The organism is Pseudoalteromonas aliena SW19 (genome assembly GCF_014905615.1).
GTDB classification, from domain to species: domain Bacteria; phylum Pseudomonadota; class Gammaproteobacteria; order Enterobacterales; family Alteromonadaceae; genus Pseudoalteromonas; species Pseudoalteromonas aliena.
This window is the reverse complement of sequence record NZ_AQGU01000025.1, coordinates 725172-741865: the sequence shown is the minus strand read 5'-3', so window position 1 is coordinate 741865 and position 16694 is coordinate 725172. Positions and strand designations below refer to the sequence as shown.

15 protein-coding genes are annotated in these 16694 nt (G+C 36.4%); 12 read left to right on the top strand and 3 right to left on the bottom strand.

The window, feature by feature from the left end:
* Positions 1-25: 25 nt before the first annotated feature.
* The 3 genes from PALI_RS08810 to PALI_RS08800 are packed head-to-tail and all read right to left on the bottom strand — an operon-like array spanning position 26 to position 3279.
* Positions 26-568 (bottom strand): hypothetical protein, encoded by a 543-nt coding sequence (locus PALI_RS08810; protein WP_193155615.1) that lies wholly within the window; start codon positions 566-568, stop codon positions 26-28.
* 22 nt (positions 569-590) lie between these two features.
* Positions 591-2597 carry a bifunctional diguanylate cyclase/phosphodiesterase gene (locus tag PALI_RS08805; RefSeq protein WP_193155614.1) on the bottom strand — a complete coding sequence of 669 codons (2007 nt, stop codon included), beginning with the start codon at positions 2595-2597 and terminating at the stop codon, positions 591-593.
* Positions 2581-3279, bottom strand: a complete 699-nt coding sequence (locus tag PALI_RS08800; RefSeq protein ID WP_077538252.1) for a transglutaminase-like cysteine peptidase — start codon at positions 3277-3279, stop codon at positions 2581-2583. The genes PALI_RS08805 and PALI_RS08800 overlap by 17 nt, the downstream gene beginning before the upstream one ends.
* 259 nt (positions 3280-3538) lie before the next feature.
* Here PALI_RS08800 and galU point away from each other — a divergent pair, with 259 nt between their 5' ends.
* From galU to PALI_RS08740, 12 genes are all read left to right on the top strand, one after another.
* Positions 3539-4441, top strand: a complete 903-nt coding sequence (galU, locus tag PALI_RS08795; protein ID WP_193155613.1) for a UTP--glucose-1-phosphate uridylyltransferase GalU — start codon at positions 3539-3541, stop codon at positions 4439-4441.
* Positions 4442-4475: 34 nt separating this feature from the next.
* Positions 4476-5609, top strand: a complete 1134-nt coding sequence (gene wecB, locus PALI_RS08790) for a non-hydrolyzing UDP-N-acetylglucosamine 2-epimerase (RefSeq protein WP_182701338.1) — start codon at positions 4476-4478, stop codon at positions 5607-5609.
* Between the two features lie 36 nt (positions 5610-5645).
* Entirely contained in the window at positions 5646-6896 is a 1251-nt protein-coding gene (gene wecC / locus PALI_RS08785; RefSeq protein ID WP_138584086.1) for a UDP-N-acetyl-D-mannosamine dehydrogenase, read from the top strand.
* Between the two features lie 118 nt (positions 6897-7014).
* Entirely contained in the window at positions 7015-8172 is a 1158-nt protein-coding gene (locus tag PALI_RS08780) for a VpsD family glycosyltransferase (protein WP_193155612.1), read from the top strand.
* A complete protein-coding gene (locus PALI_RS08775) occupies positions 8165-9577 on the top strand; it encodes a lipopolysaccharide biosynthesis protein (protein ID WP_193155611.1) in 1413 nt (470 codons plus the stop codon). Before PALI_RS08780 ends, PALI_RS08775 begins: the two co-directional genes overlap by 8 nt.
* Entirely contained in the window at positions 9574-10776 is a 1203-nt protein-coding gene (locus tag PALI_RS08770) for a VpsF family polysaccharide biosynthesis protein (RefSeq protein WP_226894525.1), read from the top strand. Before PALI_RS08775 ends, PALI_RS08770 begins: the two co-directional genes overlap by 4 nt.
* Positions 10773-11204 (top strand): serine O-acetyltransferase, encoded by a 432-nt coding sequence (locus tag PALI_RS08765; RefSeq protein ID WP_077538244.1) that lies wholly within the window; start codon positions 10773-10775, stop codon positions 11202-11204. Before PALI_RS08770 ends, PALI_RS08765 begins: the two co-directional genes overlap by 4 nt.
* Entirely contained in the window at positions 11204-12538 is a 1335-nt protein-coding gene (locus tag PALI_RS08760; protein WP_193155610.1) for a phenylacetate--CoA ligase family protein, read from the top strand. The genes PALI_RS08765 and PALI_RS08760 overlap by 1 nt, the downstream gene beginning before the upstream one ends.
* 11 nt (positions 12539-12549) lie before the next feature.
* Positions 12550-13689 (top strand): sugar-transfer associated ATP-grasp domain-containing protein, encoded by a 1140-nt coding sequence (locus PALI_RS08755; protein ID WP_193155609.1) that lies wholly within the window; start codon positions 12550-12552, stop codon positions 13687-13689.
* 1 nt (position 13690) lies between these two features.
* Positions 13691-14743: a glycosyltransferase family 4 protein gene (locus tag PALI_RS08750; protein ID WP_193155608.1), complete on the top strand. Its 1053-nt coding sequence runs from the start codon at positions 13691-13693 to the stop codon at positions 14741-14743.
* Positions 14740-15909 carry a glycoside hydrolase family protein gene (locus tag PALI_RS08745; RefSeq protein ID WP_193155607.1) on the top strand — a complete coding sequence of 390 codons (1170 nt, stop codon included), beginning with the start codon at positions 14740-14742 and terminating at the stop codon, positions 15907-15909. The genes PALI_RS08750 and PALI_RS08745 overlap by 4 nt, the downstream gene beginning before the upstream one ends.
* Positions 15910-15955: 46 nt before the next feature.
* On the top strand, positions 15956-16693 hold the full coding sequence (locus PALI_RS08740; protein WP_193155606.1) for a WecB/TagA/CpsF family glycosyltransferase: 738 nt from the start codon (positions 15956-15958) through the stop codon (positions 16691-16693).
* Position 16694: the final 1 nt, after the last annotated feature.

Here is a 16694-nt window from a genome sequence, read left to right as displayed (position 1 = left end):
CGTTTATATTATATTCAACAGTAAATTAATTACCCGTTTCAGATATACCAGCATCACCACCGGTACCGCCTGCGCCAGGAGACACAGGTAATGTTGGTAAGGCTACAATCACTGGAGGTTGAGTGCCTACAGGACCAGCAGCAGTTGCTTCAGAGGCTACGGTTGCATCTATACCCGCTGTTATTGCTGCTATGGTAATAGTGTCAGAGTCAACACCATAGGCAGACAGTGCAGCTAAAAAGTTAGAAATTAATGGGCTATCCACACCAAATGAGGCAATAACAGCCGAAATCATTCCGTCAATATTTGCAGGAGAACAGCTTCCGTAAGGGATTGTTTCATCTAGCTGATTTTTTTCGTTGTTTTTACAAATACGTGTAATGGCTTCTAGTAAGTCTTTTTCTAATTGTTCAGGAGACGTTTGCGCCGTAACGTTGCTTAAAATGTTTATTAAGCTATTCATACTTTCATTTTGAACCTTTGCAGCAGTATCCGTTTGGGCATAGGTAGGTAAGCTTATAAGTGCCGAAGCACTGGCAACTAGGCCGGCTAAAATAATTGATTTCATTTCTCATCCATTGATTTACTGACTAATTGCAAAATTTTATCGCATCCGAACAGAAAGTAAACTTTTTATTTTCACTTTCGCCATTTAATTTAATGATTTTTGACGGGGGCATAATTAAATTACCTTGCAACCCGTCACAACCCAAGCTTTCTAATATTTTTAAGGTTTCTGGCTTTTCGATTAAACAGGTTATTACTTTGATACCAAAACCATGACAAATGTTATTAACGGTCTGAATAAAAAACTGGCTCTGGGTATTCGTAATTAAGTCTTGTATATAACTGCCGTCAATTTTCACATATTCAACATCAAGACCTTGTAGATACCTAAACGAGGTTAAACTAGTGCCAAAGTGCTCAATACATACATTGATACCAATTTCTTTTATAGCATCAATGTGCAAAGACGCGACGTGTACATTGTAAAGTAAACTAATTTCATGCAGTTCAAATAATAGGTTGTTTTTGAGTACAGCTTTGGTTTGCGCATACAGTGTTAGCCACTGAATAAAATCTGTGGAGTACAATGATGCCTTGCTGATATTCAGGGCAAATATATCATCAGGGTGTTGCTCTTTAACATTAACAAAGTTACGGATTATTTTTTTATCTAGTTCTTCAGTGAGATTCAATTTTTCAGCCATAGCGAATAAATGACCATTATTTACTTTCTCACCCTTGTGCGTAAAGTGAGCAAACACTTCAAAGTAACATTGCTTGTCATTCGAGTTTGCTTGCTTAACAGGTTGTACTGAAAAACTGACTTCGCCAGAATTGATAATAGATTTAATAAGTGCGCGCCATTGATTTACGCTTAATAAAGTATCTTTATCGATTTTATTGACGTTAGTGCCTTCACCAATCGTGCAGCCAGTATCGAGTGACGATAAAACGTCACCCATAGAAGAGCCATTATCAACTTGAATAAGTGCTAAATTAGCAAATCCATTAATGTGTAAGCTATTTTCTTTTTGACCAAATGCATCGGTTAACTCTAAACGGGCTTTATTTAAGAATAAAGTGTCGTAGGGAGCGAGTACAATAAAGGTACTTCCGTTTAACCTAAATACTCGTGTATTCGATAAGTCAGTAACAAGAGTTTTAAGCGTTGCGGCTGCATCAAGTACATGTTCATCACCGTCTTGATAGCTTACAGCTTGATTTATATTAGCCAGCGAGGGTAGTGTAAGCATCATCGCTGTAATTGGCGTGTCTTCACTAATACTCCCAACAACAGAGTTAAAGTGATTTTCAAACGACTTTCGATTACCAAAACCAGTTAACTGATCAATGTAGACCTCTTCAGTAAGCGCTTGGGTTTGTTTTGTTAAAGAGTCAAATGTACTTTGTAAATTAATAACCATGTTATTAATGGCTTTAGTTACTGTACGAAGTTCTCTGGCAACTGGTATTTCGTTATTTAATGTAAAACGTTTGCGAGTAACTAACTTTGCTTGGTCTTCTACCGCTTTTAAAGGTTTGAACACAGCCCGTAAGATTAAAAATGCGATGGCAAGTGATGCCATTAACAATAAAAATGAGCCGTATAAGCTACGTTTAGTGTGCTGCCAAAGTGTTAAGTAAGATTGCCCCGTATGGCTTGTTACTTCAAGCACACCTGCCATTAGCCAACCATTATTGATTTCAGACTGCATAGTCGGGGCATTTAATTTACACATAGCTATAAACCAATCAGGCACTGATTCGACCCGTTTAGGATTAGCAAGCTCAAAAACAATATTGCTTTGCGCGTCAGTAAATTTAATATGATTATAATACCCAGAGTCAAAAATAGCCGTTGCCATTGTTTGGGCAATCATGATGCTATCTTCTTCTAAGTAGGGTGATATAGAAAGCCCTAAGCTCGTTGCGGTATCTTGAGCATGGCTTGCCATTTGAGTTTGTAAATAATTACGGGTGGTATCAACGTCTGTAATAATACGTATAAAAAATGAAATAAACGAGATCGCTACTATAAGCCCATAAACTTGGGTTTTTAAGCTTAATCCATTTTTAGTAAGCAGAGACATAACTGGTAGTTCCTTTATAGTTATTTTTAACAGGAGAAAGCTGGCCTTGCTCAATTCTCTCTAGCATAGTGTTCCAAGCCGATACGCCACGACTATTCTTAACCTTATTCCCCAACCCTTTTGATTTAGCTAACCATAACCCTTGACCATTAAAACTATAAATAGGGGTTAAATCGTTGCGCTTATTTGCGGGTAATAATTTTGTGTTGAAATTGCCTAATACATAAGGAATTTGATTTGGCTTTTCAAAATAGATAAGCACCATATGAGGCTGATTCACTGTACGTTGACGCACGTACATAAACCTGATTTTATCTTCAGGTATTCCCAAGGCAATTAAAGTAAAGTACTTTGCAATAACATAATCTTCGCAATCGCCCATACCCACACCTAAACTCTCAAGTGGTGTTGCCCAATAATCCTTTTGCAACCAAAGTTCATCATCGGTTTTATATTTAATATTTTCATTAAAAAAGTCATTAACTAAATGAATTTTTTGCCACTCGCTTTCAGTTTTCGATTCATCAATAAAAGCGAGCCATTGTTGTATACGACGATGGCCTTGTTCACCATAGTGTTGCTTAGCAAGGGCGATTATATCACTGTTGCGTAAATACAAAAGCATATCTTGTGCGCAAGCCAAAAATGACACTAATATAAAAATGCAAAGTCCAAAGCGCACAAGCAAATCCCTAATAAGCAAACGATGCCATTATAGTAGCATTAGTTTTAGAAAGGTAGTTCATAAAAGCGCTAAAACTCAACACTGAAACATTTTTGCAACATAAAACAATCGTAAAGGGTGTTATTTTTATTGAGCGAATTAGTGTGTTGTGTATAATGCACGCCCACAAGGTTGTGGTGCTCGTAAAGTAGGTAGTATTTATCTTTTTACGCGGCCTAAGTTATTTACTGCCTAAAGTAACTAAAAAGGAATTAAAGTGAGTGTATTAAAAGCAGTATTGCCAGTTGCAGGCCTAGGTACAAGAATGTTACCAGCAACAAAAGCAACGCCTAAAGAAATGCTTCCCCTCGTTGATAAACCTTTAATTCAATATGTTGTAAATGAAGCCGTACAAGCTGGAATTAAAGAAATAATACTTGTTACACATGCTTCAAAAAATTCAATAGAGAACCACTTTGATACTAGTTTTGAACTAGAGGCCACGTTAGAAGCGCGTGTAAAACGAAGCTTATTAGATGAAGTGCGATCAATAGTCCCTAGGGGCGTTACTATTATATCTGTTCGTCAATCAGCTCCATTAGGATTAGGCCACGCAATTTTAGAAGCTCGTCCTATAGTTGGTAATAATCCATTCGCAATTTTATTACCCGACGTGATTATAGACCAATATAAGTCGAACCTAAAAACTGATAATTTAGCGCAAATGATCACTCGCTTTGAAACAACAGGCCATAACCAAATAATGGTTGAAAAAGTGCCTACTGAACAAGTCCATAATTATGGTGTTGTTGATCTAGCTGGCAAAACAATAATGCCTGGTGAAAACGCAATAATTAAAAATATGATAGAGAAACCTACTGGCGACGATGCCCCTAGCAATTTAGCTATTACAGGTCGCTACGTAGTCTCTCCAGCTATTTGGGATTTACTCGAATATACTCCCCCAGGTGCTGGTAATGAGATACAACTTACTGATGCGCTACTTCAACTTCGCCACCTAGAACCATTAGAAGCTTACCACTTAAAAGGTAAGTCACATGATTGTGGTTCAAAATTGGGTTATATGCTTGCAAATGTTGAGTATGCAATGCAATCGAGCGTTATGGGTGAAGAATTTACCAAACAAGTTAAAAGCTTAATGGCTGCAAGCATTAGTTAAAACAACAATGAATTCGTTAAAATTAAGGAATAACATGGCTATTAAAGTATTAAGTATTTTTGGTACACGTCCTGAAGCTATTAAAATGGCACCATTGGTTAAAGCATTAAAATTAGCTGAAGGCATCGAAGCAAAAGTATGCGTAACAGCGCAGCACAGAGAAATGCTTGATCAGGTGTTAGACTTATTTGAAATTACCCCTGAATATGATTTAGACATCATGAAACCGGGGCAAAGCCTGTACGACGTAACAACAAATATTCTTTTAGGCTTAAAGCCAATACTTGAAGAGTTTAAGCCTGATTTAATTCTCGTTCATGGCGATACAAGTACAACACTTTCGGCAAGCCTAGCTGCCTTTTATCAACAAATTCCTGTCGGGCATGTAGAAGCAGGATTACGTACAGGCAATTTAGCATCTCCGTGGCCTGAAGAAGGCAACCGTAAATTAACGGGAGCAATTACCAAACTACACTTTGCGCCTACAGATACCTCCGAGCAAAATTTATTAAACGAAGGCGTAAACGCTGATGACATCATTGTCACCGGAAACACGGTTATAGACGCATTATTACAAGTAGTTGATAAAGTAAAAACGGACGAAACATTAATTCAGACTCTTCAAGCTAAATTTCCAGAATTAGATGAAAGTAAAAAACTAATTCTAGTAACCGGACACCGACGTGAAAGTTTTGGTGGTGGATTTGAGCGTATTTGTGAAGCCCTTGCTGAAATAGCCACAGCTCACCCAGAAGCGCAAGTTCTCTATCCAATGCATTTAAACCCAAATGTACGTGAACCGGTAAACCGTATCTTAAAAAATGTTAAAAACGTACAACTTATCGAGCCTCAAGACTACTTACCATTTGTGTACCTTATGAGCAAAGCACACATAATTGTAACCGATTCCGGCGGTGTTCAAGAAGAAGCGCCAAGCTTAGGCAAACCTGTATTAGTAATGCGTGACACAACCGAACGCCCAGAGGCCGTAGCTGCTGGCACTGTTAAACTTGTTGGAACAGATAAAAACCGCATTATTAATGAGGTTAAAAACTTACTAACAAACCAAGCTGATTATGAAACGATGAGTCGCGCACATAATCCTTACGGTGATGGTAAAGCGTGTGAACGTATCATTTCAAAAATTAAACAGCACTTTAACGTGTAATAGACGTTTTACAGACTTATTTATATAGGATTTATTATGACGATTAAAACAGTATCAGTAGTCGGTTTAGGATATATAGGATTACCAACAGCAGCCGTAATTGCATCAAGAGGGGTTAACGTTATTGGTTTAGATGTAAACCAAAAAGCAGTTGACACAATAAATGCAGGTGAAATCCATATTGTAGAACCTGATCTAGATATAATCGTAAGAGGGGTTGTGTCTACCGGTAATTTACGTGCAACGACCACACCAGAAAAAGCAGATGTGTTTATGGTGGCGGTACCTACACCATTTATACATAGCGAAAGTGGCGATCATAAAGCTGACTTAAGTTATATCGAGTCAGCAGCAAAAACTATTGCACCAGTGCTCGAAAAAGGCAATTTAGTTATTTTAGAATCGACTTCGCCAGTAGGCGCAACCGAACAACTAGCTCAGTGGTTAAGCGAAGCCCGTCCAGATCTAACATTCCCACAAGACAAAGGCGATGCCGCCGATATTAATATTGCACATTGCCCTGAACGTGTATTACCAGGTTATGTATTACAAGAGCTTGTTTCAAACGACCGTGTAATTGGTGGAATGAGCAAAGCATGTAGTGAAAAAGCCGTAAAATTATACGAACTTTTTGTACGTGGTGAATGCATTGTTACTAATGCAAGAACAGCCGAAATGGCAAAACTAACTGAAAACTCATTTCGTGATGTAAACATCGCATTTGCTAATGAGCTATCTGTAATATGTGACAAACTTAAAATTAATGTTTGGGAACTGGTAAAGTTAGCTAATCGTCATCCTCGCGTAAATATTTTAAACCCAGGTCCTGGTGTAGGCGGGCATTGCATCGCTGTTGATCCTTGGTTTATTGTTGCCAGTTGCCCAGATGAAGCCAACATTATAAAGCAAGCGCGCCTGACTAATGACGCTAAACCGTATTATGTTATTAGCAAAATAACTAAAGCGGCCGATGAGTTTAAACGTCCTGTTATTGCATGCTTAGGTTTAGCATTTAAAGCAGATATAGACGATCTTCGCGAAAGTCCAGCACTTCAAATCGTACAAGAGTTAGCTTCAAAAAATGTTGGCAAAATATTAGCGGTAGAGCCTAATATACATGAGCTTCCTGAAAAATTAGCGTCAAAAGGTGTCGAACTTACCTCTCTTGATTCAGCGTTAGAGCAAGCAAATATTATTGTCGTGCTTGTTGATCATAAACAATTTAAAGCAGCGGATAAAACGCAATTTGCTTCAAAAGTTGTCATTGATACTCGCGGTATAATTTAAGAGATTCAGATGATTACCTTTAAATCGATTAAAAATGATGTATGTAAAGGTGCTTTATACACCTTACATTTAGCATTATTAAATAATTTAGCCGTATGTTTTATTAAGAATAACTATTATGCCTAAGCAACATATAGTACTAATTATGCCTCTCTCAGCTTATGAGTGGGGCACTGAAAACTGCGGTGGGGTAGACAGTGTTTGTCAAATGTTTGGAGAATATTTAGTTAGCCAAGTAAACCCCGAGTTTAAATACACTATTATTGGTTTAGATCCGCAAAGTAAAACGCCTTACACAGGCGAAGTTATTAGCCTAGCTGAGCATGTCGATTTTATTTGGCTGCCTTGTTCTAGCAAGCATACAGGCTTTAAAATACCTGGGATAGTATGGCAAAATTGGCATATTCGAAAGCTGTTAAAAAAGCTAAAACCAAATTTAGTTCATACGCATCTTTGGAGTCTTTTAATCGGTAGTGGTTACAATGGCAACACAATTGTCACAGTTCATAGCTATAAAAAAATAGCCCGCCGTAATGTAGGTTTAATTAATAACTTTTTATATGAAAAAGTTATTCCGCAAATCATAAAAAAACGAAACGATCACGTAGTTGTTGTAGGCAAACAATTACAACGCGCATTACTAAAAGATGGCTTTGAGTCTGAAGTGATTCATAACCCGATAGATCAAGCGTATTTTAATGCTCACTATATTAGAAATGAGCAAAAAAGCATAAAGCTTGTTACATGTGCACTATTAACTCCTAGGAAAAAGGTTGAGCATTCAATTAATCTATTGAGTAGGTTCGTTGATGCTGGCTTTAACGCCACACTTACTGTGATTGGGCCTGCTGCAGATAATGTCTATACAGAGCAGCTAAAAAAGCAGGTTAGCACTCTTGGTCTAGAAAATAAGGTAAACTTTTTAGGTAAGTTGAATAAAGTAGAAATAGTTAAACAGTACCAGAGTGCTAATCTAGGTATTTTCACGTCTAGTGAAGAAACTTTTGGGCTGGTTCCTCTAGAAATGTTAGCTGTTGGTCTACCTCTTATTACAACTGAAGTAGGTATACTTGAAGATGAAAAAGTTTTTTTCGAAAGAATGGGCGTTTTATATTTATCAGATTCGCTGACTGTTAAAGATATTCAAGATATGCTTACCAGCCACAATATAATTACCTCTAAATCCACACTTGAGAGTAAATTTAACACAGCCTGTATTACTCAAAAATATATAGATTTGTATACAAGTATTTTAGATAAGCAAACCGATGTTTAAAGCACTACTAAAATATGCACCAGTGCAAGTTTTTGCTGCAATCAGTGTTTTTGCTTTAATAAGTATTCACACTAAGCTATTAACCACTACAGAATACGGTATGTTGGCATTAATGCTGCTTACCGTCGAAATTGTCAGAGCCGTTGCTGCTCAGTGGATTAATTTAAGCATGCTGCGTTTACTCCCAAGTAAAAGTAGCGATCAACATTCGTATTTTGCTGCTATCGCGTGTTCAATAATACTGTGTTGCACACTACCTGCATTTGCGTTAGTTATTGTAGGTTTACACTTAACAGAGCTATTAAGTATTAATACATCAATAGCGACATTTTTGCTTTTTTTAACTAAAGCATTGTATTTATTTTATCTTGAATTAGCGCGTGTTATGGAACGTTTAAATCAATATAGGATAGCGGTACTAACTCAATCGATAATGTCGATTGTATTCACCGGTGCTTTGTTGTTTATACATACTGATATTTTACTTGCACTATACGCATTATCTTTTAGCTATGTTGTTGCGGGTATCAGCGTTTTTAAACGTTTAAGTGTAGGCTTCTCTAAGCTTAAAACAGTGGATGCTAAAGCTATTTTTGCTTACGGTTTACCGCTAATGGCAAGCGGCTTAGTTGCTGCAATATCAAGCCGTTTAGACCGATATTTTATCGCAGATTACCTAGATTTAGCACAAACAGGTATTTACGCCGCTATATCAAATATTCTTCTTGGTATTGGTGCGCTTATTTTTATGGTTGTCGCACTGCCAAGTTACCCTGAGCTAACAAAGAAAATAAACGACAAAACAGCGCTCTATAAAGCACATGGCGAGTACTTAACCTTACTTACTTGTGTTGCAATGCCTGCTTTAGTTGGTTTTTGTATTTTGGCAGAGCCCATCACTCAGCTATTATTAAGTGACGAGTATTTGGCGCAAGGCCCTACAATTATTTATATTTTGTGCGCTGGTGTATTTGTTATAAATTTAAAGGCGCATTATATCGACCATGGTTTACAGTTTTCTTTAAATACTAAATATCTGCCAAGAATCAGTGTTTTTTCTTTAATAATTAATCTTTCCTTATTACTTACCTTGATCCCTCTTTATGGCTTGATAGGCGCAGCAAGTGCTTTTTTAAGCGCAAGTCTGGTCTCATTCGGGGTAGCGTTATGGTTGTCTATTAAAAAAGGATATAAATACCCTATACCAAATCAAGTATATAAAATTATTTTTTCAACAGTATGTATGGCTATTTTGCTACCTGAGCTTCGTGTTTATAATTTTATCTCAATTGACTTACCCATTTTAAATATTATTTTTGATGTAATGATAGGTGCATGCATATTTATACTGGTGCTTACCCTACTAAATTATAAAAAATGTAAAACATGGATTTTAAATAAATGAGAAGTGAAAATATTTATAAAATAATGTTTTGCGTTTTTTTATTGTCATTCATTTTTGGTGGTTATGTACTTGAAAATTTAGGTATTCAGTATGTTTCTGATGGCGGTAGCCCTTTAGGGAAAATACATATCACGAGCTATATTCTATTTTTTTGTATTGGACTGTTAACGCTTAAAAAAGGGCTCAATAAGCCGCTTGCAAACCTCAAAGAGCTAAGAGGTGCTTGGCTAGTAAGTACCTTGAGTATTTCTGTGGTGATATTTTATGGATTATTTAGATTTGGCACCTCAGGAATGGCTTATTTAATTGATACAATTGTCGCTGCGTTATTAGCCGTTTATTTGCTAAGTCAGCTAAAGTCAGAACATAAAAAAAAGTTATTGCGACTATTGGCGTACTTATTATTTATTAACGCAGTGATTGCTATTTTAGAGTTTATTTTGGGTAAAACTTTAGTTGATGTAAGCTTTTCAAGCTTTAGTCATTTTCGTTCAACGGCGCTGTTAACGCATCCATTAAATAATGCATTAATTACGGCTGCTTTAGCGCCACTTTTAATGAACCAAACTCGTTTTCCTACCTTGCTATATTTTACAGTGATTTTTTTAGCCTTGTTTGCTTTTGGCGGCAGGGCCGCGGTCGGGGTTTTTCTTTTAGGCACATTTATACTCGTCGCTCCCAAAATACCTGCATTTTTAACGAAGGGTATTAAAATGACAAAAATGCGATTTGCCGCGTTACAAGCTCTCACTTTTTGCGCGGTCATTTTTACTTCGCTGATTATTATTTTTACACCTATAGGGTCACGTATTTTAAGTAAGTTACACGTTGATGGCAGTGCACAAGCGCGGTTTGATGTGTTTATTATATTGGAGCAATTAAGCCCACTAGAATGGATATTTGGTGCATCACAAGAGCTAATTAGTAATATCGCGTTTTATATTGAAATAGATGTTATCGAAAATTATTTAATAGGTTGGGTTGTCAGCTTTGGATTGATAAGTACGCTGTTACTCATAGTGAGCTGTTATAGGCTTCCTTTTAAGCTAGCAAGTAAAGATAATATAAGTTTATGTGCAGCATTGATTATATTTTTTATGGTGTCACTAACAAATAATGCACTAACAACTAAAACTCCCGCCTTACTTTTTTTATTTAGCGCAATGTATCTTCATAATTCAATAGGGAATAAAAGATGAAGCTTTATCACATAGGTAATTATTTACACAGACATAAGATCCCTTTGCTTCCCAAGGTTTTCAATATTTTAATTCGGCTTATACATAACTCGGCTATTTTTTCTGAGACTAGCATCGGCACGAATACTGTATTCGCATACGGTGGAATTGGGGTAGTAATACATAAAAGATCTACGATCGGCAAAAACTGTGTAATAGGTTCAAATGTTACTATTGGTGGGAAATCTAAATCGATAAATGTCCCCGTCATTGGCGATAATTGCTTTATTGCGACAGGCGCAAAGATTTTAGGTGAAATAACAATAGGGAATAACTGCGTCATAGGTGCCAACTGCGTTGTAGTTAAGAATGTTCCAGATAATAGCGTAGTTGCTGGGATCCCCGGGAAAATCATCAAATCAGACATTGATCCAAAGGATTATTATTAATGTTTACCAGCAAAGTATATAAGTTGAGCCCAGTTTTTATTCAAAATATTTTATTAAGTTCAAGAGCATTTATACGCAAAAAACTGAGAGAAAATAAAGAGTGTGAGCAGCTCACCAAAGAGCTAATTGCCCATGACTATGACTCAGAGGCGCTAAAGCAATATCAAAGTAAAACCCTTAAAAACGTACTAACAGAAGCGCAACGTAACATCGCTTTTTATCAACGCTTTGCCGATGATATAAATACGTTTCCTTACATTGATAAGGCTGAGGTAAATAGCAATAAAGATAGGTTTTTATCGCCTAATAAATCAGGTGTGGTTGTTAAAGGGTCAACCAGTGGCACGACTGGCGCTCCATTATCTATTCCACAAAATATGCAATCGGTAATTACTGAGCAAGCCTTTATAAATAGAATGATGCACTGGGCTGGAATTGAGCATAACGACAAACGAGCGTGGTTGCGCGGCGATATGATTGTCCCACAAGAGCAAAAAAAAGGCCCTTTTTGGCGTTACTCGTATTTTGAAAATATGATTTTATTATCTTCATTTCATCTCGCACAAAAAAACCTAGATGGCTATTTAAATGCAATGCAAAACTATGGGGTCAAAGCGATTCAAGCGTATCCATCGTCTATTGTTACGCTGGCAAAGCATTTAGAGAGTAATGACACCTATTATCAAGGTACTTTAAAGTCAATCATTACCTCGTCAGAGTCTCTTAGCAAAGAAGACAAAGCATTAGTCGAGAGAAGATTTAAATGCACCGTATTTGATTGGTATGGGTTATTTGAGCGTGTAGCTGCAATTGCCAGTTGTGAACATGGCCGATATCACATATTAACAGACTACGCTCACGTAGAATTATTGCCTGCAGGGAAAGCTGAAAATGGACGAGATAGAGCTGAAATTGTCGGTACTAATTTTAACAATTCTCTTTACCCCTTAGTACGCTATAAAACAGGCGACCACGTTTTATTATCAGATGAAACATCGTGTCCATGCGGGCGTGTATTTCCCATCATTGATTCTATTGAAGGGCGAATGGGAGATTATTTAATTGCTGAAGATGGTCAGAAAGTTCATATATTAAATCACATACCTAAAGGTGTTGATGGTTTAATTGCCTCACAGTTTATTCAAGATAAGAAAAATGAAATTACAATTTTGGTAGTTACAGACAAAAATAAATTTAATAACGAGCAATGCTCAATTTTAACTAAAAATGCTAAAGAAAGGCTTGGTAAATCTATTTCATTTAAAATTCAAGAGGTTAAGTCTATCCCGAGAACGAAAAATGGAAAAATACGACAAGCAATCTGTTTATTATAATAGGGATAACCATGAACCTAATTTCTTACACAAAGCACAAAGTTTTAGATCACATTCGTTTTTATTATCATTATTTAACAAATGATCGTATGAAGCAGCATTTTAAACGTTTTAAAACAGCATTAAATAAAAAGCCTGACTCTGTTATAAAAAATGAGTTAAAGCAATTAAAAGAGTATTGGGATTATATACCAACCCAATATTATACCCATGATTTTTACTCTTTAGATTGTCATTTAACTTTAGATGAAATGAAAAAATATATACCTTCATATTATTTTTATAAAGTGATTTTTCCTCAATACGATAATGTAAAGGCTGTAATTCCCCTCATCGAAAACAAAATTTCAATGAATAAATTGTTCAATAATATCGGCTTACAGCAATCAAATATTGTAGTGGTGAAAAGTGATGGCAAGCTGACTTCATTTAAAAATGAAGAGCTAACTTCAGAAAAAATTGGACAAATGTTTAATACCTTGACTTGCAAAAAATTGTTTATCAAGCCGGTTATGGGAAGAGGTGGCAAAGGGATAATTATTGCGAAACGTACAAGTGAAGGTTATGAATATAACGATAAAAAGATAACTTATAACTATTTGCAGGCCTTAAGTGGCGACTATGTAGTTGAAGCAGCGATTGAGCAGCATTCTTACTTAGATGCGGTTTATTCCAATAGTGTGAATACCTTAAGGGCAATTACCGTAAGAAATGATGATGGTAGTGTTGATTTTATTGCCGCAACTTTAAGAATGGGCACAGCAGGAAGAGAAATAGATAATAGCTCTGCAGGTGGACTATTAATAGGGATTGATTTAAATACAGGAAAAGGGCTCAGGCCTTTTGCCACATATGAGTTTGGTATTGAAAGGTATAACAAACACCCCGATTCTTACTTTGACTTTTCCCTTTTAGAAATACCTAACTGGCAAGTTGTTAAGCAACAAATTTTGATTACAGCACAAAAGTTAACGCAAATAAACCTTGTTGGTTGGGATATTGCTCTAACGGAAGATGGTATTAAAATTATTGAAGCAAACACACTTTTTGGCATTGACCATACGCAAGCTGGCGTAGGTGGGTTAAAAGATTATTTTGTAAGTGGTGAACCAAAATTTTTAAAAAACATTCATAATTTTAAAGGGAAGTAGGATGAAAGAAAAAGTATTAGTCATAAGTGTTAGTTGTAAAGGGCAGGGGGGAGTTGCCTCAGTTGTGAGCACGTTTATGAAGAATGATTTTTTAAACTCAAAATATAATATAAATTATTTTTATACAAATAAGCCTGGCAATAAATTTAAAAAGCTTGTTAGCACACTGTGCGCTTTTATTTCGTTCCCTTTTTTACTTATTTTTGATAATTATAAAGTGGCTCACATTCATGGTGGTAGTGTATTACGTAAAAGTTACTATGCACTTTGGTTAAAGCTCTTCAGAATACCAATAATCTACCAAAATCATGCAGCAAATTTAGATTCGTATTATAAAAATGCATCCGGTATAAAAAAAAGGTATATAGATTATATTTTTAGCTTTTATGATCTCAGGTTATGTCTGGGTAACCATTGGACAGATGTATTGCAAAACGCTACAGGAGAAAAGTGGGATATTTTACATAACCCTGTTCCCGAATTAGTGCTCAATAAATTACAGCATACTACATGCAACTTTACGTTTATGGGGGAGCTTAGTGAACGAAAAGGAATCAAAGATTTAATCCACGCTTTTGCAATATCTAAAAATGAAAATGCACGGTTATTAATTGCAGGTAATGGTGATGTGGATAGCTTAATTAGTTTGTGCGAAGAGTTAGATGTGTTGAATAAAGTAGAGTTTTTAGGTTGGATAAACAAAACGCAAAAGCTTGATTTATTAGCTCGTACTGACGTTGTTGTCTTACCAAGCTACGCAGAAGGATTACCTATGAGCATTCTTGAAGCTATGTCGGTAGGTTTACCTGTTGTAACTACGCCGGTTGGGGCTGTAGAGGATGCTATAACGGATGATGTACAAGGTTTATTGGTGCAACCAGGTAATATAGAGCAAATAGCTATAGCACTTAGCGAACTTGCACAAAATACAGATAAACGACAGCAACTAGGTGAAATGGCCAAGCTAAAATTTTTAGCATGCTTTAAAGACGACGTAGTGGCTGAAACATTATCTAATTATTATCAAAAATTAATAAACGAGAACGTAAAGTGAATAACCAAGTTGATTTGATCGCTGAAAAAATAATTTCTGCAGCAAAAAAGCATGACTACGCAGGGCAAGATCCATTTGATGGATTAAACAGTCGCTTTTTCAATTGGTTTCCAGGTTTTAAAAAAGGCATTTTTGGTCTTGCATGGATTCAATTACATAAGCGTTTAGCCATCAATTTACGTCCTTTATTTGGTATACCTAAAAAGCGTAATCCGAAGGGGATTGGCTTATTTATTTTAGGCTTATTAGAAGACTATAAAGCAACGAATGAGCAAGTATATTTAGATGAAGCAATACAGCTAGCCGACTGGTTGTTAACTCAACAAAGTGATCGAGAATTATGGCAGCATAGCTGCTGGGGTTATCATTTTGATTGGAATGCACGCGCATTCTTTGTTCCCAAAGGTAAACCAAATGTTATTACCACTATTTATGTAGCGCAGGCTCTATATGCATTAAGTGAAATAACAGGGAAAACCAAATATAGCGAGCCGGCACTCGATAGCGCGCATTTTATTGTTAAAACTTTATACACCGAGCTTGATGGGAGGCAGTTTTTTGGTTATATACCGGGTGAAACTGCATTTGTTCATAATGCTAATCTTTGGGGAGCTGCTTGGGTGGCTAAAGTCGCTGCACTTACAGATAATCAAGAGTATAAAAAGCTAGCACTTAGTGCGGCTAGACAAACAGTATCAGAACAAGGCACTGATGGGTCTTGGGTTTACGGCGCAAGACACCACCACCAATTTATTGATGGTTTTCATACTGGATATAATCTAGAAGCCTTGACTTTATTAAGTGATGCTTTAGTTACAGACGAATTTAAAACGGCTATCGACCTTGGTTTACAATACTATAAAGTGCATCTTTTTGAAGAAGATGGTACGGCTAAATACTACAACAATAATCGCTATCCACTAGACATGCACTGCGTGTCGCAAGCTATTTTTACCCTTTTAAAAGTAGGTAAAACAGCAGAAGATTTCGCAATGGCAGAAAAGATAATTAATCGCTCTATTGAAACTTTGTATTTACCAACACACCAGCGCTTTATTTATCAAAAAAACAAACACTTCACCAATAAAGTAGATTATGTGCGTTGGACTCAGGCATGGGTATATTATTCATTTGCCTTTTTTAATCGCAATAAATCTAACAAGTAGCACGTAACTGTTTAAGCTAAGCACTATTTAAGAATGGATTATATTAATGAAACGCATCGAATTTTTAAAGGCCCCGATGGACATTGCTACAATGCAAGAAACAGTGTCTTTTATCGAAAATAGAATAGAAAAAAAAGAGTTTTTACAACACGTTGTGGTAAATGTTGCAAAAATAGTAAACATGCAAAAAGATCCTGTTTTAGCTGAGTCGGTTAAAGCGTGTGATTTAATTAATATTGATGGTATGGGCGTTGTTTTTGGCGCACGTTTTTTAGGGCATGATGTGCCAGAACGCGTTGCAGGCGTTGACTTATTTCATGAGCTATTAGCGATGAGCGCAAAACGAAACTTCCCTGTTTTTTTACTGGGCGCAACACAAGAGGTTGTAAGTGAAACAGTAAGTAAAGTGAAAGCACACAATCCTGATTTAACCATAGCAGGTTATAACGACGGGTACTTTTGGGAAGATGAAGAGGCTGTAGTCACTAAAATAAGAGAATCGGGCGCGAAGTTGTTGTTTGTTGCTATCACATCCCCTAAAAAAGAAAATTTTATTAATAAATGGCAAGATAAACTAGGTGTTGACTTTGTAATGGGCGTAGGTGGCACGTTTGATGTAGTCGCTGGTAAAGTTAAACGCGCACCGCTATGGATGCAAAAAGCAGGCTTAGAGTGGCTATACAGAGTTATACAAGAACCAGGTCGGATGTGGAAACGTTATTTAGTGACGAACACTAAATTTATAATATTATTACTAAGTGAAAAATTTAAAAAAGGAAGTTGAT